This window comes from Megasphaera vaginalis (ex Bordigoni et al. 2020) (assembly GCF_900240295.1).
GTDB classification, from domain to species: Bacteria; Bacillota; Negativicutes; order Veillonellales; family Megasphaeraceae; genus Megasphaera; species Megasphaera vaginalis.
This window is the reverse complement of sequence record NZ_OEQB01000012.1, coordinates 1-20555: the sequence shown is the minus strand read 5'-3', so window position 1 is coordinate 20555 and position 20555 is coordinate 1. Positions and strand designations below refer to the sequence as shown.

Annotated in this window: 29 protein-coding genes; all 29 read left to right on the top strand. The window is 42.9% G+C overall.

The annotated features are described in order from the left end of the window. Nucleotides 1-737 (top strand): PBSX family phage terminase large subunit (locus tag C0977_RS10645; RefSeq protein ID WP_200814270.1); only part of this gene is annotated, 737 nt, incomplete at its 5' end. Nucleotides 738-741: 4 nt separating this feature from the next. After that, on the top strand, nt 742-2178 hold the full coding sequence (locus C0977_RS10640; protein ID WP_159459060.1) for a phage portal protein: 1437 nt from the start codon (nt 742-744) through the stop codon (nt 2176-2178). Beyond that, nucleotides 2147-3496, top strand: coding sequence for a minor capsid protein (locus C0977_RS10635; protein WP_231391273.1), 1350 nt, complete (start codon nt 2147-2149; stop codon nt 3494-3496). Before C0977_RS10640 ends, C0977_RS10635 begins: the two co-directional genes overlap by 32 nt. Next, nucleotides 3489-3674 (top strand): hypothetical protein, encoded by a 186-nt coding sequence (locus C0977_RS10630; protein WP_023053155.1) that lies wholly within the window; start codon nt 3489-3491, stop codon nt 3672-3674. Before C0977_RS10635 ends, C0977_RS10630 begins: the two co-directional genes overlap by 8 nt. Nucleotides 3675-3810: 136 nt before the next feature. After that, complete coding sequence (locus C0977_RS10625; protein WP_023053168.1) at nt 3811-4425, top strand: phage scaffolding protein; 615 nt, start codon at nt 3811-3813, stop codon at nt 4423-4425. A gap of 3 nt (nt 4426-4428) precedes the next feature. Then, nucleotides 4429-5280 carry a N4-gp56 family major capsid protein gene (locus C0977_RS10620; protein WP_023053159.1) on the top strand — a complete coding sequence of 284 codons (852 nt, stop codon included), beginning with the start codon at nt 4429-4431 and terminating at the stop codon, nt 5278-5280. A gap of 15 nt (nt 5281-5295) precedes the next feature. Beyond that, nucleotides 5296-5478, top strand: a complete 183-nt coding sequence (locus C0977_RS10615) for a hypothetical protein (protein ID WP_101913367.1) — start codon at nt 5296-5298, stop codon at nt 5476-5478. Continuing rightward, nucleotides 5462-5836, top strand: coding sequence for a hypothetical protein (locus C0977_RS10610; protein WP_023053153.1), 375 nt, complete (start codon nt 5462-5464; stop codon nt 5834-5836). Before C0977_RS10615 ends, C0977_RS10610 begins: the two co-directional genes overlap by 17 nt. Next, nucleotides 5812-6183 carry a hypothetical protein gene (locus tag C0977_RS10605; RefSeq protein WP_023053166.1) on the top strand — a complete coding sequence of 124 codons (372 nt, stop codon included), beginning with the start codon at nt 5812-5814 and terminating at the stop codon, nt 6181-6183. Before C0977_RS10610 ends, C0977_RS10605 begins: the two co-directional genes overlap by 25 nt. Beyond that, complete coding sequence (locus tag C0977_RS10600) at nt 6176-6772, top strand: HK97 gp10 family phage protein (protein ID WP_101913366.1); 597 nt, start codon at nt 6176-6178, stop codon at nt 6770-6772. The genes C0977_RS10605 and C0977_RS10600 overlap by 8 nt, the downstream gene beginning before the upstream one ends. After that, nucleotides 6772-7272, top strand: a complete 501-nt coding sequence (locus C0977_RS10595) for a phage tail terminator family protein (RefSeq protein ID WP_023053164.1) — start codon at nt 6772-6774, stop codon at nt 7270-7272. Before C0977_RS10600 ends, C0977_RS10595 begins: the two co-directional genes overlap by 1 nt. A 170-nt stretch (nt 7273-7442) precedes the next feature. Beyond that, entirely contained in the window at nt 7443-8798 is a 1356-nt protein-coding gene (locus C0977_RS10590; protein ID WP_023053158.1) for a phage tail sheath subtilisin-like domain-containing protein, read from the top strand. A gap of 13 nt (nt 8799-8811) precedes the next feature. Further along, a complete protein-coding gene (locus C0977_RS10585) occupies nt 8812-9306 on the top strand; it encodes a phage tail tube protein (protein WP_023053172.1) in 495 nt (164 codons plus the stop codon). 10 nt (nt 9307-9316) lie between these two features. After that, the gene (locus tag C0977_RS10580) at nt 9317-9748 is read left to right on the top strand and encodes a phage tail assembly chaperone (RefSeq protein WP_023053170.1); all 432 of its coding nucleotides are present in this window, start codon (nt 9317-9319) and stop codon (nt 9746-9748) included. Between the two features lie 23 nt (nt 9749-9771). Next, nucleotides 9772-9921 (top strand): hypothetical protein, encoded by a 150-nt coding sequence (locus C0977_RS10915; RefSeq protein WP_023053171.1) that lies wholly within the window; start codon nt 9772-9774, stop codon nt 9919-9921. A gap of 1 nt (nt 9922) precedes the next feature. After that, entirely contained in the window at nt 9923-12013 is a 2091-nt protein-coding gene (locus C0977_RS10575) for a tape measure protein (RefSeq protein WP_101913365.1), read from the top strand. Continuing rightward, nucleotides 12013-12732 carry a peptidoglycan-binding protein gene (locus tag C0977_RS10570; RefSeq protein WP_101913364.1) on the top strand — a complete coding sequence of 240 codons (720 nt, stop codon included), beginning with the start codon at nt 12013-12015 and terminating at the stop codon, nt 12730-12732. The genes C0977_RS10575 and C0977_RS10570 overlap by 1 nt, the downstream gene beginning before the upstream one ends. Continuing rightward, nucleotides 12707-14728, top strand: coding sequence for a phage tail tip lysozyme (locus C0977_RS10565; protein ID WP_145995097.1), 2022 nt, complete (start codon nt 12707-12709; stop codon nt 14726-14728). Before C0977_RS10570 ends, C0977_RS10565 begins: the two co-directional genes overlap by 26 nt. Then, nucleotides 14728-15138: a DUF2577 domain-containing protein gene (locus C0977_RS10560; protein WP_036242490.1), complete on the top strand. Its 411-nt coding sequence runs from the start codon at nt 14728-14730 to the stop codon at nt 15136-15138. The genes C0977_RS10565 and C0977_RS10560 overlap by 1 nt, the downstream gene beginning before the upstream one ends. Next, on the top strand, nt 15135-15563 hold the full coding sequence (locus C0977_RS10555; RefSeq protein ID WP_023053165.1) for a DUF2634 domain-containing protein: 429 nt from the start codon (nt 15135-15137) through the stop codon (nt 15561-15563). Before C0977_RS10560 ends, C0977_RS10555 begins: the two co-directional genes overlap by 4 nt. Beyond that, the gene (locus C0977_RS10550; RefSeq protein ID WP_234987648.1) at nt 15556-16635 is read left to right on the top strand and encodes a baseplate J/gp47 family protein; all 1080 of its coding nucleotides are present in this window, start codon (nt 15556-15558) and stop codon (nt 16633-16635) included. The genes C0977_RS10555 and C0977_RS10550 overlap by 8 nt, the downstream gene beginning before the upstream one ends. A 1-nt stretch (nt 16636) precedes the next feature. Next, nucleotides 16637-17191 (top strand): putative phage tail protein, encoded by a 555-nt coding sequence (locus C0977_RS10545; protein WP_023053169.1) that lies wholly within the window; start codon nt 16637-16639, stop codon nt 17189-17191. Next, nucleotides 17191-18663 (top strand): pyocin knob domain-containing protein, encoded by a 1473-nt coding sequence (locus C0977_RS10540; RefSeq protein ID WP_101913362.1) that lies wholly within the window; start codon nt 17191-17193, stop codon nt 18661-18663. The genes C0977_RS10545 and C0977_RS10540 overlap by 1 nt, the downstream gene beginning before the upstream one ends. Before the next feature lie 15 nt (nt 18664-18678). Next, nucleotides 18679-18966 (top strand): hypothetical protein, encoded by a 288-nt coding sequence (locus tag C0977_RS10535; RefSeq protein ID WP_023054589.1) that lies wholly within the window; start codon nt 18679-18681, stop codon nt 18964-18966. A gap of 3 nt (nt 18967-18969) precedes the next feature. Further along, a complete protein-coding gene (locus tag C0977_RS10910) occupies nt 18970-19116 on the top strand; it encodes a CD1375 family protein (RefSeq protein WP_155914524.1) in 147 nt (48 codons plus the stop codon). A gap of 1 nt (nt 19117) precedes the next feature. Next, nucleotides 19118-19357: a hypothetical protein gene (locus C0977_RS10530; RefSeq protein WP_023054143.1), complete on the top strand. Its 240-nt coding sequence runs from the start codon at nt 19118-19120 to the stop codon at nt 19355-19357. A gap of 20 nt (nt 19358-19377) precedes the next feature. Continuing rightward, nucleotides 19378-19662, top strand: a complete 285-nt coding sequence (locus C0977_RS10525) for a hypothetical protein (RefSeq protein WP_234987647.1) — start codon at nt 19378-19380, stop codon at nt 19660-19662. Further along, nucleotides 19659-20270 carry a GH25 family lysozyme gene (locus C0977_RS10520; RefSeq protein WP_101913361.1) on the top strand — a complete coding sequence of 204 codons (612 nt, stop codon included), beginning with the start codon at nt 19659-19661 and terminating at the stop codon, nt 20268-20270. The genes C0977_RS10525 and C0977_RS10520 overlap by 4 nt, the downstream gene beginning before the upstream one ends. Nucleotides 20271-20324: 54 nt before the next feature. Beyond that, a partial coding sequence (locus C0977_RS10515) for a hypothetical protein (protein ID WP_145995096.1) occupies nt 20325-20555 on the top strand: 231 nt, incomplete at its 3' end.

The window sequence follows — 20555 nt, the reverse complement described above, 5'->3', positions numbered from 1 at the left end:
CGCCGAAGAGCCAAAATAACTGGGTCAATGAAGAGAAACTCTTTGATGATCCCGACAGATTGGTTCACCATTCGACGTACTTAGGCGTTCCGCGGGAGTGGCTGGGGGACCGATTCTTTGAGGACGCCGAAAAGCTCAAGGCCCGCAACGAGATGGCCTACCGTCACGAGTACCTCGGGGAGGTCACCGGGACCGGCGGGGCTGTTTTCGAGAACGTGGAAGATATGAACATGACGGATGAACTTGTAAGCAGTTTTGATAGATTATATAACGGCTGCGATTTTGGCTTTGCTGTTGACCCATTGGCATTTACGCGGATGCACTACGATGCCAAGAGAGAAACGTTGTATATATTCGATGAAGTATATCAACCTAAGCTAAAGAACAAGCCTGCTGCTGAAATGATAATAAATCGGATTGGCAGAGAATTGGTTATTGGCGATAGCGCTGAACCTAAGACGATAGCAGAAATGCAGGAGTTGGGGGTCAATATGGACGGCGCACGAAAGGGCAGAGACAGCGTTGAACATGGCATTAAGTGGTTGCAAAATCTGGAGCATATATATATCGACAAAAACAGATGCCCTAATACGTATCGAGAATTCGTGACATACGAATACGAACGGAACAAAGAGGGCCAATTTATTAGCGCATACCCCGATAAGAATAACCACGCAATAGACTCTGTTCGGTATGCGTGTGGCAAGATTATCATGGGCAGCCGGTTCGGATGGTGATGAAATGGAATTAACGGCATTTTTTAGTTCAATCATAAAAGACAACGCAGGCATGAGCGATCGTGAGTTTTTACAATCTGAATTCAACGAGTTCATGCAATCAAAGCGGCGCAGGGACATATTAACCGCTCGTGATTATTACAAGGGGCGGCATGATATATTACGAGAGAATCGGCAGGAAATCGGCGAGAACGGACGGTTTCAAGATACGATCAACGCGACAAATTACCATATCGTCAATAATATGTTTGATGATTTAGTCGATCAGAAGGTTAGCTATCTTCTATCCAAACCGATAGAAGTAAAAACGGACAATACCGATATAACTGACATCTTCGGTAAGTCATTCATGCGCAAGATGAAGCAAATAGGTAAAGATGCACTAATCGGCGGATATGGGGCGTTGCTTCCGTATATCGATATTAACGGCGATTTGAAATTCAAGCGCATGAAACCGGAACAGCTTCTTTTATTTTGGGCAGATGAAGAGCATGAGGTACTGGACGCGTTTGCATATTTCTATAACATCGAGCGATACAACAGGGTTCACACGAAAGAAATTGTTACGAAGATCGAATATTATCAGCCGGATAAGGTGTCGTATTTCATATGGGAAATGGGTCAATTAAGAGAGGACACAGAACGGCACGACACGCCGTACATTGTCGACGATCAGAACCAGACCTATAAATGGGATAAAATCCCCCTAGTCGTGTTTAAAGCAAACGACGAAGAACTGCCGCTCATTCTGCGTGTTAAATGCCTGCAAGACGCATTGAATACGATCATGTCAAACTTCATGAACAACATGACAGAGGACGCGCGTAATACAATTCTTGTTATTAAGAACTACGACGGCGAAGATTTAAACGAGTTCAGGAGGAAAATCGTGCAATACGGTGCCGTTAAGATCAGAACAGTTGACGGCGTGGATGGCGGCGTTGATGCATTAACCATTAACGTAAACGCCAATAATTACACAACGATTCTGAAAACACTCAAAGACACGATTATCGAAAACGGCAGAGGATTCGATGCTAAAGATGACCGCATGAGCAGCAATCCAAATCAGATGAATATCAATTCTATGTATTCTGATATAGATCTAGATGCGTCGGATATGGAAAACGAATTCCAGGCAGCATTTGAACAGCTGATGTTCTTTGTTAATGCCTATTTATCGTTCATCGGTAAAGCGACAGAGGATGACGTAGAATTTGTGTTTAATCGCGATTTACCAATCAACGAAGCCGATACAATTACCAATTGCAGAAACAGTGTCGGAATAATCAGCGAAGAAACTATCATCAGTAACCATCCGTGGACAATTGACACGGCGGAAGAACTCAAACGATTAAAACGAGAACGGCAAGAAACCATGACGGATTATGTAACGGGCGGCGATGTTCATGACGAAAAACCGACAGAAGAAAACAGCTGATTACTGGAATGAGCGTTACGAACGGTTGAAGCTTGAGCAGATGGGGAAGGCAGAGGCGGTCAACAAGGATTTAAAAAGAGTGTACGCTGCTTCCCTTCGTAAGCTGCAAGCAGATATAAACGACTGGTATAACCGTTACGCAACGGAAAACGGATTGTCACTTGCAGACGCAAAAAGGCAATTAACCAAAAGAGAGTTAAAGGCGTTCAGATTGACACTTGACGAATACAAACAACTGGCAAAACAAAAAGACTTGCCAAACGAGTTTAAAAAAATGCTCGAAAATGCTTCTATACGCGTTCGTTTGGATAGGGCAGAGCAATTATATATACAAGTTGTGCAAAGCGTCGCAGAGATGGCCAAACAGCAAGAATTAGACGTATCGAAGCTGCTCAAAACGGTATATGAAGATAGTACCTATAAAACGGCGTATGAAGTGCAGAATATGCAGAGTAAATACAAGGACGTTTCCGTATTAAATCAAGAAGAAATAACGCAGGCAGTTAATAAGCCATGGGCGCAGGATGGGAAAGACTTTTCGACGCGCATATGGAAAAACGGCGCTAGCTTGATAAACACGCTGCAGACTGAAATAACACAGTCTTTAATGGTCAACGAAGGGACTCTGCTATTAGCTGCGAGGGTCGCGCATCGCTATGATGTATCGTTCAATGAAGCTAGGCGGCTAGTTGAAACAGAAACAGCGTATATTCAAGAAAAAGCAAGCTTCGAAGTATACGATAGACTTGGCGTTGAGCAGTACCAAATACTGGCAACGTTGGATAACAAAACGTCATCTATTTGTCGCCACTTAGACGGTAAGATATTTGATGTGAAAGACGCTAAAATCGGCGTTACAACACCGCCATTTCATTGCTATTGCCGAACGACAACGATACCGTACATAGAAGGTATTACGGACGATTGGGAAAGAGCGGCAAGGGACAAGAACGGTAAAACAGAATATGTTTCTAGTGATTTAACCTATCAAGAATGGTATAATAAATATGTAAAAAATAATGATACTAATAGTCTTATAGGAATAAAAACAAGTAACGGTATAAGGATAACATCTATATCTAAACATCAACAAGATAGGGCGGATACTAGAGGACTAAGTGTTTTTGATATTCAAGATGCTTTGGTTAATTCGTTACATATTGATGATATAAGGGTTGATGAAAGGGGTAAATCACAAAGGTTTATTGGTGAGAAAGTAACCGTTAATGTTAATCCGGATAACGGGAATATTATTACTTCTTGGGGAACTGGGAAGCGTGTGGTAAGAAAATACAAAAAGGAGAAAGACAATGAATGATTTTTTAATTGTTGATTTCACAGATGAAGAAATAGAGTTTATGAAACATAAAGGGTTTAATGCTTCGAAAAAACTTGACGGCGATTTAGCTTGTGATATTGTAGACGAATTAGGCAATAATGATATTGGTATCGCTGCTGATATTATTACAAAAATAACAACAAATAAGAATTGGTGACAATAAAGCTTATTTAAGCACTCTTAATTGAGTGCTTTTTTTATTGCCGCTTTGGCATTGTCAGGCGAAAAACGACAAGACTGAAAAGCGTGGTGTAGCACGCGTAAATAAAGCGTATCGAGAGGAGAACGAAAAAATGACAAAGGAAGATCTCAAAGAAATTGGCTTAACGGATGAACAAATCGCGAAAGTAATCGAAGATTATGGCAAGAACTATGTTAGTAAATCGCAATTTAACGAGAAAAACGAAGAAGCCAAGAGATTAAAGGGGGAAATCGAAACAAGTCGGAAGGAGATTGACAATCTCAAGAAAGCCAACAAGGACAACGACGAATTAACCGCACAAATTGAGCAGCTGAAGGAAGATGCTAAACAACGTGACAAAGAATATGACGCGGAAATGAATGCACTCAAAGTGGATAGCGCTATCGAAAGAGCGCTGATGGGGGCGCATGTCAAAAACACGAAGGCGGTAAAAGCATTGTTGGACTTGCAGGACGCTAAGCTTTCCGATGATGGCACGATCAGAGGTTTAACGGAACAGTTAAACGCTATCAAAGAAAGCGACTCTTATTTATTTGAAAGCGAAAGCAAACAAAACGGGATTTCAGGGACAACGCCCGGCACAGGGACGGCTGTCGCCAATCCAACAATTACAAAGGAAGCATTTAATAAAATGACGTATTCCGAACGGTCGGCATTGTTTAACAGCGATCGTGAGGCGTACGATGCATTGAGCAAAGGAGAATAAAACATGGCACAAACGAAAACGGATACGATGGTGATTCCACAGGTAATGGCGGATATGATTAACGCCTCGTTAGACAAGGCAATTAAATTTACGGCATTCGCAACGATTGACAGAACGCTCGAAGGGAAACCCGGTAACACTGTTACTATTCCTGCATGGAAGTATATCGGCGCAGCTACGGACGTTGCCGAAGGCGTTGCAGTTGATACAACGCAGATGACGACATCTACCAAAGAAATGAAAATTAAAAAAGCCGTAAAAGCTGTAGAAATCACGGATGAGGCTATCTTGAGCGGATTGGGAGATCCGATCGGGCAAGCAAATTATCAGATGGCATTGTCGTTAGCAGATAAAGTTGAAGCAGATGTAATTACTGCATTGGGTGGCGCGACACTCGTCTATGATGGCAGCGCAGGAAAGATTTCTTATAACGGCATTGTTTCCGCCGTGGATAAGCTTGTTGAAGAATCCAATACGGAGAAATTCATCTTCATTCACCCGGCACAGATTACTACGTTGCGGCAGGATGAGCAGTTTATCGATAAAACAAAATACGGCAATGATGTCATGATGACTGGCGAAATTGGCATGATTGCCGGCTGCCGTGTTGTCGTATCGCGTCGAGTCCCTGACAACGGTGGCACGAAATACGATAACTTTATCATCTGTACGACTGCAACGGAAACGGATGGAACACCTGTATTGCCGGCTGTATCTATTTACTTAAAACGGAACGCAGTTGTTGAAGTTGACCGTGACATTTTGAAAGGAACACAGGTCATCGTAGCGAACGAACATTACGGCGTTGGTTTATCGAATGAATCGAAAGTAGTCAAAGCAACGTTCTTGAAATAAGAGAGGGGAATAGTCATGGGGATGTTATTGCATCGGCATTATGAAGAAAGCAAGAAGAAAGAAATTGATTTTAATGCTCTTGAACTTACCGAGTTAAAAGTCATTGCAAAAGAAAAAGGGATTTCAATTCCAGCCAAAGCTAAAAAGACAGACGTTATTGCATTGTTAAAAGGTGATAACAATGGAACAAATGGATAAAATCAAAGCGTTAATAAAGATGGCGACTGGCATTGACATTGGCGATTCATACGATGGCTTGATTGAGTACATTTATAACAATGAACGGCAACACATCCTCAATGACTGCAACCTTACCGAAATCCCCGACGGACTGGCTTATGTTGTAGAGGAGCGGACGGCCGCAAGATTTATGCAGGCAAATAAAAGCATTATTTTGAACGATGCCGATTTGAATGTTGTGACATCCATTAGAGAGGGTGATACAACGGTAAATTTTGGCGATGCTAATGCTGAAACGAGGTTGGATAACGTAATAGGGGCGTGGCTGAGAAGCAGGGAGCGTGATATTGCATGTTACCGAAAATTGAGATGGTAAAGAAGGCTCTTTCCAGCCTGCATACATCTACCTGCATTATTCACACATATTCAAACGGGGCGATGGATGAAAACACCGGCATTGTTGATGACGTAGAAACTGCAAGCGATCCAATACCATGCCGGCTATCTTTTAATTCGAGTCCGACAACAGACGGTGAAGGCATAGCACAGGCGGCACAAACGGCGACACTGTTTCTCGATCCGTCGATTGTTGTCATCGCAGGAAGTGACATTGACGTTATTCAAAACGGCAGAACAATGGAATTTACTGCAGCAGGTGTTCCCGAAGTGTATCAAGGACATCAAGAGATTAACCTTGTTGACAGGGTGAAGTATCATGGCTGACGTGAAAGTTGACTTTAGTGGGTTTCATCAGCTGCGTCGTAAAATTAACGAATTTTCACGAACGGAAAGCCGCCAAATGATGACTGAATGTGCGAACGGATTGGCAGCGATATATCTGGGTAGCGCAAAAGTCGCAACGCCAGTAGGCGGCAATAAAGAAATAGAAGTATCGGAAAAGGCGTATAAGGCGAGTAATGCGACTGCGTTCGAGAGATATAAAGAGTTCAAGGCAGCTAAAGCTGGCGGCGGATATTTTAAAAGGGCGATTAATCACCGTAAAACAGGGCAAACATCGCACAAACTAATAGGCTCGTCGGAACACATGCGGCGCTCATGGACGTCCAGTGGAGTGGAACGCAAGGGGAGAAACTACCGCGTTAAGGTGTACAATACCGCTTCGTACGCCTCGTTCGTAAATGTAGGGCATCGGCAAACGCCAGGGCGATTTGTTCCTATTTTAGGCAAACGGCTTGTGAATAACTGGGTTGAAGGCTTGGATATAACCGGAAAGGCTGAAAAAGCCACTAAAAAGGCGCAGAGGCACATTATTAACTCGGTCATATCCAAACACATGGAAAGGTTGAAATAATGGCATATACGGGAGAAATAATCAACGGAATAGCGACTGCGGTTCATAAGGCTACGGGATATCCCGTGTATATCAACTTTAAGAAGCAAAAAGCGACGTTCCCTTGTTTTTATATCAATCACGATGATAGCGAACAAGAACAAAAACTGGATAACAGATATTATCGAGAAGGAACGTATACCGTTTCTTTTTTTATGTCTGAATTGGGGGAAACACAGGATGTCAGGAAGCTTTATGAAATCGCAGAAATACTTTACTGGGCGTTGGAATATATTTCAGTCGAAGGCGGTAAACTGCGCGGAACAGAGATGAGCGATAAGATATCGGATGATGTTCTTAAATTTAAAGTTCATTACGATTTCTTTATTAAGAAAGTACAAAATCGCACACCAATGGAACACTTGGATGTATCGGAAGGAGTATCAAATGGAAACGACAAAGAAACAAACAATGAAAGTGAATCAACAGACGGAACAAAAGCGACAGCAAGAAGCGTTTGATGGAGTGTCGATTGTAAAGTCGAAACGATATCTTCAATACGCAAGCCTTCTTGATTCCGTACTAGAGCCGGACAAGCTGTATTCACATGACGATGTTCAGAAAATTTTAGAAGAAGTTTTAACGCAACCGGTTGAAACGGTTGTAAATGACTAAAAGGGGGTCACAATAAATGGCATTAGGCGGCGGATACTGGGTAAAAATGAACAAAAAAATGCCCGGTTCTTATATTAACTTCGTGAGTAAACAAAAAGCACAGCTTGATAGCGTTGACCGTGGATATTGTACTATGGCGCTTGATCTTGACTGGGGCGAAACTGGTAAAATCGTTCGAGTCGAACAGGACGAATTTCAAAAACGTTGTCAGCCTATTTTTGGCTATGATTACGGTCACGACAAGATGAAAGGGTTACGCGATCTTTTCTTGCATGCCAAAACGCTGTATTTGTATCGATTGAACAGCGGCGCAACACAGGCATCTTGTACACTGGGTAAGGCTAAATACGGGGGCGTTCGTGGCAATGATTTGTCGATTAGCGTTCAAACGGATGTCGATGAAGAGGCCAAGTTTACGGTAATCACCTATCTCAAGACAGATGGGGCAAATTACATGGTCGATAAGCAAACAGGTCTTGCTACACCTGCCGATTTAACGGATAACGATTTTATTGCATTTACTAAAACGGGGGCGTTTAGTGTATCGGCATCCGTCCCGCTGACAGAGGGAACAAACGGAACTGCGGTAGCGGTTGCGGATTATCAGAAGTACGTTGAATTAATCGAACCGTATTATTTCAACTGCTTAGGATATGCGGGAACGGATACAAAGGTTCAAGAACTGCTGCAATCATTCGCCAAACGCTGCCGAGAAGATACGGGAGCGAAATTCCAAGTCGTTATTTACGGTAAAGAAAAATGCAACTATGAAGGCGTTATCAGCGTTAAAAACAAAGTCGAAGATAGCGGCGCTGAACCTGGCAGCTTAGTATACTGGACTACCGGTGCAGAAGCAGCATGCGAAATTAATGCTTCCTGCACGAATATGATCTACGACGGTGAATACACCGTGGACACAAACTTCAAACAGTACGAACTGATTCAAGCTGTAGAAGGCGGCATGTTTGTGTTCCATAACGTATCGGATAGTGCTAGCGGCGATGTAACGGGTGACGTTCGCGTTTTGTATGACATCAACACGTTTACGGAATTCACTAAAGAAAAATCGCGTGATTTTTCGCAAAACCAAGTTATCCGCGTACTGGATAACCTTGCTTATGACATTGCGCGGCTGTTCAATAAAACTTATTTAGGCAAGGAAGGCAATGACGCTATTGGACACACGGCTTTGTGGAATGACGTTGTTAAGTTGCTCGAAGAATATCAACGTATTAGAGCAATTAAAGACTTCAAGGACAAAGATGTTCAAATGCCGTACGAAGGCGTCAATAAAGAAGATGTCGTATTGGATTTGGAAGTTAACCCGGTAATGGCAATGACGAAGCTGTATGCGACCGTAACCGTAGCGTAAAGGGGGATAAATAATGGCAGAAAATTTGATTAGCATTGCCGAAACGATGCTTGCTAAAGACGTTGTAAGCGCCAAACTTGCTATGGCATACGTGGAAGCGGACGGCAAACGCTATAAATTGTTTCAAGCGAAATCGTTAGAAGGCAAGATTGATAAAGAAAAGAAAGAAGTCGCTATTTTAGGCAGAACGATGAAAGGGAATAAATCCGTTTCGGCAAAAGGAAGTGGAAAACTCAAGATTTACAAGAACACGCCGTTATTTGACGAAATGATTATCAAGTTAATTAGCGACGGAGTGGATACGTACTTTGATTTACAAGTTATCAACCAAGACCCGACATCTGATGCAGGCCGCCGAACGGTTGTCTTGACTGGATGCAATATTGATAGTGCTACGGTTGCCAATTTCGATGCAGATGGCGATTGGCTGGAAGATGAAATATCCTTCACGTTCGAAGGGATTAAGATTCCTGAAAACTTTAAAATGTTAAATGGAATGACAGTATAGGAGAGATAACATGGAAGAAAAATTAACCTTGTCAGCGTTTCTGAAAGAAAACTCTATCGAAAAGTTACCTGTTGAATATGTGGCTAGCAAGCGTTTTGTCATAAACGGAGATCCGGTTGCATGGAAATTGCGTTGCCTGTCTAATGATGAGTTGGACGAATTAACGAAAAAATGCACTAAAAATATTCCGATCAAGGGCACACGCGATTTCAAGAAGGAGTTGGACCGTTCAGAATTCGCCAATCAAATGGCAATTAAATCGGTCGTATTCCCTGATTTGAATGACGCTGACTTGCAGAATTCATATGGCGTTGTCGGGGCAGAAGATCTTTTGCGTGCGATGTTAACACCGGGCGAATTTGCGGATTTAATTCTTGCTGTAAATGAAGCTTCGGATTACAACTCCGGAATGAACGATAAAATTAAAACGGCAAAAAACTGATTGAAGGCGAGGAAGCAGAGTCCATGTTAGCGTACTATGCACTTATTAAATTAAAAATGCTGCCTAGTACGCTTTTTTCCTTGCCTGAAAATGAAAAGGCATTTGTAATTGCGGCCATGAAAATACACTCTGGAAAAGAGGCGGCCGCGATTAATAAGATAAAGAAGGGGTAAAATGGCGACAATAGAAAACTTTATATCCCTGCACGATGGTTTTTCCCCGGTAATGGATAAAATCAGCCAAGCAACTAACGCAGCCGCCAACAAAATGGAAGCAGTTGGCAGTGCGGCAGAGCGCGCGAGTAGTTCAATGGCTGGCGCCGCCACAAGTGGGAACTTGTTAAGTCAGGTGTTCGCTGGCGCGTTTGGCGCTAACATTGCCACGAGAGCGTTGGACAAAGTGAGCGAAGCTATATCCGGTTTGTTTTCAACGGCAGACGCTTACGCAAGAATTCAAGCAAGACTGTCGTTAGTGGCAGATAGTCAAGAAAACGCCGCTTATCTGAATGAACGAATCTATCAAAGCGCCATACGCGCACGTGGCGGATATACTGACATGGCGCAAGCAGCAGCGCAGTTGGCTATGAGCGCAAAGGACGCATTCCCTGATCCTAGAGAAGCGGTTGACTTTATGGAAGGCATTAACAAGCTATACGCTATCGGTGGTACGACTGGCGAGAACAAGAAGTTTGCTACATTGCAGTTAACGCAGGGGCTGGCAAGCGGACAATTGCAAGGCGATGAATTCCGGTCGATTGCCGAAAACGCGCCGTTGATTGTAACAATGGTAGCCAAGACGATGGGCGTTACGCGCGGCGAACTTAAGCAGCTATCATCTGATGGACAAGTCACTGCGGAAGTTATTAAGCGCGCAATCTTTGAGAATATGGATGAAATTAACGCCCAATTTGCACAAATGCCTAAAACGTGGGGCGATAGTCTGACGTTGATTGAAAACGTGGCAACATACAAAGCACGCGGCGTATTTCAAGCCATGTCAACGATGGCCAATAGTGCGGCTATGGATAAGCTTGTTAACGTGGCTATCGGCGCAATTGATTATATTGCCAGTGGTATGTTTTTCTTGATTAACAATGCAATGTGGCTTGCTAGTGTGATTATTGATACTGTAAGTGTAGCGTTGGATTTCTTATCCAATAATTCATGGCTGGTATACGGCGCGCTGACGGCACTAGGAGCGTATCTGTTGTATGAAACTGGCCTATGGATAGTGCATAACGTTCAGCTTGGCTTAGCGGCCGCAGCTATGATGGCGAAAAGCATTGCGGATGCCGCGGAAACGGCAGCGCTGATAACGCTGACGATAGCGCAAGATGGGTTAAATGCAGCCCTTATGGCTTGCCCGATAACGTGGGTTATTGCAATGGTTGTGGCGTTAATTGTTGTCTTTTATATGGCAGTGGCTGCTGTCAATTACTTTGCAGGGACTAGCGTTAGCGCGACCGGATTAATCTTTGGATCATTCAGTTTCCTGTACGCGGGAATCAGAAATATCATTGCAACACTTTGGAATTTGTTCGCCGCTGTTGCTAATTTTATAGGGTCTGTGTTTAATGACCCGTTAGCAGCTGTTAACAATCTATTCGCGGATGTGTGGAACGCTGTTACGGGGTATGTGGCTAATGCTATCAATGCGATTCTTGATATGATTGGGAAAATTCCCGGTATTGGTAAGACTGGGATTTCATTAACTCATGTACAACCACCACAGGTTCAGAAAATGGCAATTAGTGGCGGCGCTGCTTTTAACGTACCTACAATGGATCTCGTCGACCCAGTAGCGTATGCAAGTAGCGAATATGAACGCGGCGAATCAGTACAAAACTCAGTAATAGAAACCATAAAAGACCCAAGTTCCATTCTTGAAAAAATCACTCCTAAAATTCCTGGGGCATACGATGAATCGAAAAACACGACCAGTAATCCAGCTGCGGATGCGCATGACCCGGCTGGAAAGAAAAGTCGCAAAGGCAGAGGCGATGACATCGCAAAACATACAGGACGTACTGCGAAAAACACGGAAAAAATGGCGCAGGCCATTGAGATGACGGACGATGAAATTAAGGCGCTGCGTGATAGCGCAATGAGCGAAACGTTACAGCAATGGCAGAGTCAGCACGTTGAAATCAAAGTAGACAACACAATTCACGCGAATAACGATGTGGATCTTGATGGCTTTACGAGTGACTTTGCAAAAGGGCTGCGTGACGCCATTAAAGTGCAAGGCGAAGGAGTGTTGACATAATGGCGTATTACATGTACATGGGCGATATGCAGATTCCCATTCCGCCTGAGACGTTAGAAACGACGATTAACAATAAGAACGAAACAATCAATCTTCTTGGTGTGGGAGAAGTAAACGTATTAAAATTGGCAGGATTAACGGATATAACGTTCAAAATGCTTCTCCCTAACAGTTCGTACCCCTTTAACGAATCAATGCTTATGAAGTCAAAAATGGCGAGCTATTATGTTGACAAGTTAGAGCAGTTAAAGAATGGCAACGCATTAGATTCGTTGCTAGGAAATGGAAAACCAAAGTTTCAGTTTATCGTAGTTCGCATGAAACCTAATGGATCGATGTTGCAAATGACGAATATGAAAGTAACGCTCGAAGATTATAAAGTCATCGAAGAAGCAGAGAATGGATTCGACGCTTATGCGGATATCAAACTAAAACAGTGGCGCGATTATGGTACAAAGAAAATAACGCTTCAAACGGATAAAGATGGAAACGTAACCGGCACGGCTGAAAAAGCAAGAGATACAGGCGGCAAAGTAGCTGCCGCGACGGCTAGGGCTGCAAAAGGGACGACGTTGCAACGAATGATAAAACAGCAGTTTGGGAACACAAACAACCTCTTTAAGATAGCCGCATTAAATAAAATAGCTATACCTGCCACTCTTGCCATCGGACAAGTTGTTAAAATGAGAGAGCGTGGTGATCTTGGTGGACTCTTCTAGCTACCAACTCGATACGGCAAGTGCCGCACCGTTTAATATCACGTATCAACTAACGATACGAAATAAAAACAACGAGTATATAGTTGATCCCTTAGATGAAGTAACCTTGACAAGGGGGATTGATTGCACCCCTGCCAAATTGCAATTTAAGGTAATGAAAGATGATATATTGGACTTTACGGAGGGCAATCACTGCACATTTTCTGTAAACGGCACACCAGTCTTTGCCGGATATGTGTTCACTAAAGCTAGGGATAAAGATGAAAAAATAAGCGTTACAGCATACGATCAGTTGCGGTATTTCAAAAACAAGGACTGCTATGTTTATTATGATAAGACAGCGACAGAAGTATTGAAAATGATTGTGGACGATTTCAAATTAACCGTTGGCGAATTAGCTGATACGCAATATAAAATCACGAAGCGCATTGAGAAGGACAAGTCGCTAACAGATATCATGAATGTAGCGCTATATCTGACCACAAACGGAACGCCAAAACATACCATCTACCAACTATATGATGACGGTGGCAAATTAACGCTAAAGTCGGAAGAGGATATGAAGCTTGACTTATTGATAGATGCCGACGTGATGAAGAATTTCACCTGTAACAGTTCGATAGATAAGGACACGTTTGATTACATCAAGGTAGTTCGTAATGTCCCTGATGGAAAAACGAAGAAGTTAATGCGAACCGGGGTAATTGTCGATGAAGATCACGTCAAAGAGTGGGGCAGACTGCAACAATTGTATATGCCGGATGATAAAGTGACGAATGCCATGGATTTAGCCATAAACATGATAAAGCTGAAAAACCGTAAAACGCGTGAATTGAGGCTTAAATCTGTTCTAGGGGACATTCGTGTTCGTGGGGGCTCTGTGGTATATGTGAAATATAACTTTGGAGACTTAGCATTGGACGGATATGTCTTTGTAGAAAGCGTGACACATAACTTTTTAAATGGGCTGCACCTTATGGATTTAGATTTGCATTACGAAGAACCGACTGGCAAATATACGATAAAATACAACACCGATGCGGAAGCCGTTGCTAAGATTCAACAAGCCAATAAGCAGCGGACGTATACAACGATGGGAGGCAGCGTTATGAATGGGTCAACGTACTCGCCGACAGAACAAGGCGCTTACAGCAAGATGAAGTCGTTGGGAGCGACAGATGCACAAGCGGCTGGTATCATGGGGAACATTCGACATGAAGATAATTCATACTCACCGACAGATAGTAACGGCGACCATTATGGACTGTTTCAGCTATCAGATGACCGCTGGGGTAAATATCAAGACTGGTGTACTGCTAACGGTAATGATCCATGGAACAACGACAATCAAATTCAATACGTTTTAACTGTAGAAAATGGGAATATCTTGACTGGTGAAAGTTCTCTCGGGCAAGTTCCAGACGATCCAGCGGCATCGGCGAAATGGTTTAACGATAACATCGAAGTGTCGGAAACCTCGGCGGCAATGGGCGGCGACAGTTCGGAACGAATCGCATCGGCTAATGACGTATTCAGTAATATTCAAAGTGGGTCTATTGGTGTTGAACAGTTAAATACGATGGACGCTATCACGGGTAATGGCGGCATCGCTAGCCAAGTTGACACTGGTATTTATTACATGACAGGGTATCAGTCAGTCTATGGCAGTAACGGATGCGCTGATGTTGCGCTGAAAACTTTGGCGTACGCTAATCCGGATTGCGCCCAGTTGGCTAATGAAGGAGTAGCATCGGTGCCGACTGCAAGGGCGCGGCTTGAATCTATGGGGTATTCTTGTGAACCGTTTAACGGATACGCCAACAAAGGAGACATTCTTATTTACGGCGATGACTATCACATGACCGTATCTAACGGTGTAGGTGGTTGTTTTGGGAATTCGTCCAGCCGTGGCGAAGCCATGAATTACGGTGATGCAAACTACGCATGTCACGATGGGGAATCGCCTACTAAGATAATCAGAATGGAGATTCAATAATGGATAATGATTTCACTAGGATTGTCAAAACGTTAAAATCGCTCATAGCAGAAACAACGGCTGCGATGGTAATGAGTGACATTGAAATAGGGGAAGTTATTCAAGTTAATCCGTTAGTCGTTCAGCTTGACCCAAAAACTCAAATTGACGAGCGGTCGATTTTGCTAACCAAGAATACGTCTATGTGGTCTGTCGATATGGACGTTGACCATCACACTGAAAACGCCGCAGGCGGTAGCGGAGATGCACAGTATGAGTCACACCTTCATGGATACAAGGGGCGGAAAACGTACCGTGTACACAACGAATTGGTTGTGGGCGACAAGGTTATTCTACTGCGTGAAAGCGGCGGGCAACGCTATGTCGCGATAGACAGATTTTACAATCCCGATAGGGGGTGCAGTGATTGAGCGAAAAGCTAACACCGACTGGCGTCTACAATAACGTTACCGTTGATGAAACAATATGGATTCAGCCGTCTAAGACTTATAAATTAGATTACGAAACAGATGGGCAGGTGCGTGGATATTGCGAAGATTTACGGGCGGTAGAGCAAGCGATTTACAAGATTTTGAATACCGAGCGATACAAGTTCCTGATTTACTCATGGAATTACGGGATAGAGTTAGCAGACCTATTCGGTAAGCCAATCCCATATGTATACGCGGAGATACAGCGAAGGATCATCGAAGCGCTGCTGGCAGACGATAGAATTATCGAAGTTTCTGGATTTGAATTCAGCAACAGCGGCGGCGATGTTTTTGTTACTTTTGACGCTGTAACGAGATACGGCGTATTGAGGGGATTGAGAAAAGAGGTGAGCGGAATTGTATGAGAATATGACTTATGAATTTATAGAGAAGCGCGTTTTGGCTAGGGTTAAATCAGAATTCGATAAGCGCGAAGGCAGTATTATTTTCGATGCAACGGCACCGGTATCCTTTGAACTTGCGGAAGCCTATATCATGGCAAGGGTCATTTTAAAGCAGACATTTGCGACAACGGCGGACAGAGAGTTTTTAGCATTAAGGGCTATGGAATTTAACATTTATCCCGAACAAGCAACATACGCAGAGGTTGAAGGACAATTCAGCAAGGCTATTGATATAGGATCAAGATTCAATTATGAGAAATATAATTTTGTGGTGACAGAGATTATCGACAACGATAAACATACTTACAAATTGAAGTGTGAAACGCCGGGGGGTGTCGGCAATACCTGTATTGGAGACATAACTCCAATCAGCCAAATTAGCGGACTTGAAACAGCTAAAATTACAAAACTTATAACGCCGGGAGAAGATGAAGAGAATACAGAAACATTCAGAAAACGGTACATTCAAGCTTTAAAATCAAAGGCGTATGGCGGCAACAATGCGGATTATATGGAAAAGGTATTAGCAATACCAGGTGTTGGCGGCTGCAAAAACTATCGTGCGTGGGCTGGCGGTGGAACCGTGAAAGTGGTTATTGTCAATACGGAATTCAACCAACCTACACAAGAAATGATTCAAGAAGTACAAACCGCGCTTGACCCAGTCGTAAACCAAGGAGAAGGATATGGACTGGCACCAATCGGGCATAAAGTAACAGTAATAGGAGCATCGACAGTACCAATTAATATAACCGCAACAGTGCAATTGGATAGTGGTTATACAATTGACAATGTGCAAAATAGCATAAATACCGCAATAGATAGTTATTTATTAAAACAACGGAAAGCATGGACAACACAAATCAGTAATCAATTTATAACGTTACGATCCGCCTTTATAATATCGGCCATTTTAGATGTTCCACATATAGCGGATGTTGCTGGCGTTACTATAAATGGACAATCGACCAAAATAGATTTAACAAGCGAACAAATCCCAACACTGGGAAAGGTTACTATTACAGGAGAATAAAATGGACGTACAAAGAACGATTGATTTAACTGAATTTTTGCCATCGGTATCAAAAGACAGTAGGGATATGCAAGAAATAATGCGAGTTGAATCTATAGAAGTGCAAGCTTTATGGGATGTAATGGTACAAGTTTTTTACGATCAGTTTATTACTATTGCCGGCGAATTCGGTCTATCTCAATGGGAAAATATTTTAGATATATTCCCTGACGGTGACGCCAGTTTCGATGATAGGAGATTGGCTATTTTAACGGCTTTGGCAGGGACTAGGCCGTACACTTATAGAAAATTAGAGGAAATTCTGATTGGATTGTGTGGTAAAGACGGATATCAAGTCGATTTAAATATAGAAAAATACTATGTCAATGTTTTTATTTCTTTGGGGTCAAAAAAACAAAGATCATCTGTTGTAAAAATGCTTGAGGAAATAACACCGTTAAACCTGAAGTTAACGGTATCTTTGTTATATAACCGACATGTCGATTTAAAGCCATTCATTCATGAAACCATGAAGCAGTGGACTCATCATAGTCTAAGAGAGGATGTGCTCAATTAATGCCAAATTGGACGAAGAATTTTAATTTAGAAAAACCATTACAAACTGAAAGTTATGACGTAGACAAAAGAAACGCGAATTGGGATAAAATTGATAATGCATTAAGTGATGCTGTCAAGACAGTAACCGGCACAAATGACACACTTACCGTCACGACAGGCGCAGATGTCAAGAGTACCGTCAAGGTGGATAACGTAGCGCATGCCGGCACTGCCGATTCGTTAGCGTACACAATGATCCCTAATGGGGCCGACTTAAACGACTACTACAAAGTCGGTGAGTATGTTTTTGTCGGTGACGCTAACTTAGGCACTTTATCAAACACGCCCGCGGACCTCAAGGAGTCTTTTAAACTATCAGTCACTAAAGACGTGTACTTTCAGCAACGGCTGGTCACTTATAATACACACCGCGTATTTTGCCGCAGAGAAAACATGGGCTGGATTGAGCAGCCGGCGGGGACAGCACAAACGGCTGCAAACAATGTCTTAAAAACTGGCGATACGATGAGCGGCGATCTTACAATCGCATCAAATGACTACGGTGGCGTAAATATTAAAAATTCATCCGGTACTAAATTTAAAATCAGATGCTTGCCGAAAAATAACAGTTCAATCGGCAATGTTGCGTTTTTTGATTCAACCGGTAATCAGCTATACAGTCAATTCTTCCAGCAAAAAAACGGCACAGTTGCATTACTCGACGACGTTAACACAAAAGCCGATAAATCCGGTGGGAATGCGACCGGAACATGGACAATCAGCATTACTGGAAATGCCACTACGGCAACAACCGCAGCATTTGGAAAATCATTATCAATAGTATCTGGAAATGAAATCAAATTTGATTCATCAGGATATACAAACGGCGGAATTGTTAATATCGGGTGGTGTGACGTCCAGAAAAGCACTAAGCGAGTCAATAAATGGGTTTTTAAAAACCTTGGTGGGGAAGACGCTGACGTGCAAGCAAAAGCGTTTTATTCGAGCAATGGCGGCTTTTACGGCAACGTTCACGGAAACGCTGATACAGCAACGAAGCTATCCTCCGCCCGCACAATCTCACTTACCGGCGCAGTCACAGGTAGTGCCAGAACAGATTTGAGCGGCACTGTTAGTATTGCGACAAACATCGCTGGGGTCGCTGTGCTGACCGGAACAATTAATGACGGCGGCACATTGCCAATTCCGTCGGGATACACAGAATCGCAATGTAAATTTTTTGTCTCACCAAACAATCTCAATAGCGAAAGATACTTTTTTGACGTTGCAGAAGACGGCAGAAGCAACTGTATTGCTGCAGAATGCTATGTAAGCAGCCGCGTCGTACATGTCGCTATGATTATTCGCGGCATGCAGGGGGATCTCGCACCGTATAGCGGCACCGGAAGCGTCGGAAATTTAGCTGCTAACTATACGAGTGATGTCAGATTACCATCATCTGCAAATTACATGGTCATCGGAATAAAGTAAAAAAGGAGTGATAATATGTTTTATGTTTTTGATAAAAACGGGATCTGCATCTACTCATGCAACGACCAGCCGGATATTGACGACGTGAGCAGCAGAGAAGAAGTAATTGTACAAGATGGCGTCATATATGACATTAATACTATTATTTTATCGGACAATAAAATAACTAAAAAACAGAAAGAACAACAAGTAACACAAGAAATAAAGACGCAGAATGTATCATTAGATGCCGCATCTGTCCTTGAAGCGCTTGTTGATTTGCAAACGCAAATTGATGCAATTAACGCAACGAAAGGGGTGTAAATTATGATAAAGGCATGGTTAGTGTCAGCGTATAGTAAGCTCGTTATTTTAGGCAAATATACTCTTGACGAAAAAGAAACCGATAAAATACTTGTTCCGGAGCTATATCAAGCAGCGGTTGCAGAATGGCTTGTCGCAAGAGAGGTATAAGATGAGCGAATATGAATTGGCACAAGAGATGTTAGCAAAAGTGACCAGAATAGAAGCGATGGTCGAAGCGATGAAAGAAAAGTATGAGCCGATGACCGATGACTTGAAAGAGGCAACGCGGATTGCGATCATCGCGGAGCAGTCAGCAAAGTCGGCTCATCATCGTATTGATACGATGTACATCATTGCCGGTATCATCGGTGGCGTGGTCAGTTTTATTGTGGGCCTTTTTCAGAGGTGATAAAAATAAAAAAGAAAATATTGGCTGCATTAAAAAGTTTAAAAACATCAGGAATATTGGCAACACGGGCGCTAGTAGTTTTACTGCTAGTGCCTATTTTATTAGTGATTTTGGCGTATGTACTGGCGTTTACGCAAGGCTTTGTCAGCGATAGCCTGTCAAAGTTGATCGATACCGGATTAAAGATTATCGATCATATTTTTATTCCCTCTGTGCTGACGGCTGTAGTTGGCTTCTTGGCGCTTTGGGTTGATCGTGACGGAGACGGTGTGCCGGATAAACTTGAGGAGGATAAAAAGTTATGAAACAAGGTATCGATGTAAGCTACGCGCAAAAAGGCTTTGACTTTAAAGAAGCGGAGCGACAAGGTATTGAATTCGCAATATGTCGCTTGTCGTGGGGCGATCATAGCGGATATGTTGAGCAAGACGAAGAGTTTGTAGAAAACATAAACGGAGCGATTGATGCAGGGATAAAAGTAGGGGTATATCATTTCTTTGGTGCGACAAATCCGGGCGACGCAAGGCTGGAAGCTGAGCAATTTATTTCTCTGTACAAATCTCTTGTAACAGAAGGTATTACTGATGATGTTGGAATTTGGCTTGATGTGGAGGGGGAACCGGGACAGGTCTTGACGGGTGTTGATATGCAAACACTAACCGATTCGGTATCGGCATTTATTGTGAAATGCAATGAGGCAGGAATTAATATTGGGATATATGCAAATTACGACTGGCTGGAAAATCATATTGATGTATCGCAGCTTGCTGACTACGTCTGCTTTTGGCTGTCAGAATTGGATGATAAACCATGCTGGAAATATGAGCATCCAGAAAAGAATGTTCCGTTATGGCAGTATTCTTTCACAGGAAATGTCGGGGGTATTGACGTTGATCTTGATATGATGTTTTAAAACAGGAGGTGATCCCTTTGTATCTGTCGCAATTAAAAAAGGAGGTAGATAAATTTGGCTATAAAAAGATACTTATTTGTGCTGGCTTTTGCCTTGCTGTCGCTTGTACCGGTACTTGGCTACTGTACAGATACTACGAACATGACGCAGCCGCAGATAGTCATGATACAACTGTCACAATACAATCGATTGCAGACGATAATCACACAGCAAGAGATGACATTGACGCAGCTGCAGGACAGATTGATGCTGCTGAAGAGCAGTTCGACGGAGCAACAACAGCTC

Bases quoted from the DNA above. Each gene is read 5' to 3' on its own strand.
- C0977_RS10635 (WP_231391273.1), top strand. From the start codon at position 2,147: ATGACGAAAAACCGACAGAAGAAAACAGCTGATTACTGGAATGAGCGT.
- C0977_RS10605 (WP_023053166.1), top strand. From the start codon at position 5,812: ATGTTACCGAAAATTGAGATGGTAAAGAAGGCTCTTTCCAGCCTGCAT.
- C0977_RS10600 (WP_101913366.1), top strand. From the start codon at position 6,176: ATGGCTGACGTGAAAGTTGACTTTAGTGGGTTTCATCAGCTGCGTCGT.
- C0977_RS10625 (WP_023053168.1), top strand. From the start codon at position 3,811: ATGACAAAGGAAGATCTCAAAGAAATTGGCTTAACGGATGAACAAATC.
- C0977_RS10560 (WP_036242490.1), top strand. From the start codon at position 14,728: ATGGATAATGATTTCACTAGGATTGTCAAAACGTTAAAATCGCTCATA.
- C0977_RS10620 (WP_023053159.1), top strand. From the start codon at position 4,429: ATGGCACAAACGAAAACGGATACGATGGTGATTCCACAGGTAATGGCG.
- C0977_RS10615 (WP_101913367.1), top strand. From the start codon at position 5,296: ATGGGGATGTTATTGCATCGGCATTATGAAGAAAGCAAGAAGAAAGAA.
- C0977_RS10520 (WP_101913361.1), top strand. From the start codon at position 19,659: ATGAAACAAGGTATCGATGTAAGCTACGCGCAAAAAGGCTTTGACTTT.
- C0977_RS10590 (WP_023053158.1), top strand. From the start codon at position 7,443: ATGGCATTAGGCGGCGGATACTGGGTAAAAATGAACAAAAAAATGCCC.
- C0977_RS10535 (WP_023054589.1), top strand. From the start codon at position 18,679: ATGTTTTATGTTTTTGATAAAAACGGGATCTGCATCTACTCATGCAAC.
- C0977_RS10545 (WP_023053169.1), top strand. From the start codon at position 16,637: ATGGACGTACAAAGAACGATTGATTTAACTGAATTTTTGCCATCGGTA.
- C0977_RS10630 (WP_023053155.1), top strand. From the start codon at position 3,489: ATGAATGATTTTTTAATTGTTGATTTCACAGATGAAGAAATAGAGTTT.
- C0977_RS10595 (WP_023053164.1), top strand. From the start codon at position 6,772: ATGGCATATACGGGAGAAATAATCAACGGAATAGCGACTGCGGTTCAT.
- C0977_RS10915 (WP_023053171.1), top strand. From the start codon at position 9,772: ATGTTAGCGTACTATGCACTTATTAAATTAAAAATGCTGCCTAGTACG.
- C0977_RS10910 (WP_155914524.1), top strand. From the start codon at position 18,970: ATGATAAAGGCATGGTTAGTGTCAGCGTATAGTAAGCTCGTTATTTTA.
- C0977_RS10530 (WP_023054143.1), top strand. From the start codon at position 19,118: ATGAGCGAATATGAATTGGCACAAGAGATGTTAGCAAAAGTGACCAGA.
- C0977_RS10570 (WP_101913364.1), top strand. From the start codon at position 12,013: ATGGCGTATTACATGTACATGGGCGATATGCAGATTCCCATTCCGCCT.
- C0977_RS10580 (WP_023053170.1), top strand. From the start codon at position 9,317: ATGGAAGAAAAATTAACCTTGTCAGCGTTTCTGAAAGAAAACTCTATC.
- C0977_RS10610 (WP_023053153.1), top strand. From the start codon at position 5,462: ATGGAACAAATGGATAAAATCAAAGCGTTAATAAAGATGGCGACTGGC.
- C0977_RS10585 (WP_023053172.1), top strand. From the start codon at position 8,812: ATGGCAGAAAATTTGATTAGCATTGCCGAAACGATGCTTGCTAAAGAC.
- C0977_RS10640 (WP_159459060.1), top strand. From the start codon at position 742: ATGGAATTAACGGCATTTTTTAGTTCAATCATAAAAGACAACGCAGGC.
- C0977_RS10540 (WP_101913362.1), top strand. From the start codon at position 17,191: ATGCCAAATTGGACGAAGAATTTTAATTTAGAAAAACCATTACAAACT.
- C0977_RS10575 (WP_101913365.1), top strand. From the start codon at position 9,923: ATGGCGACAATAGAAAACTTTATATCCCTGCACGATGGTTTTTCCCCG.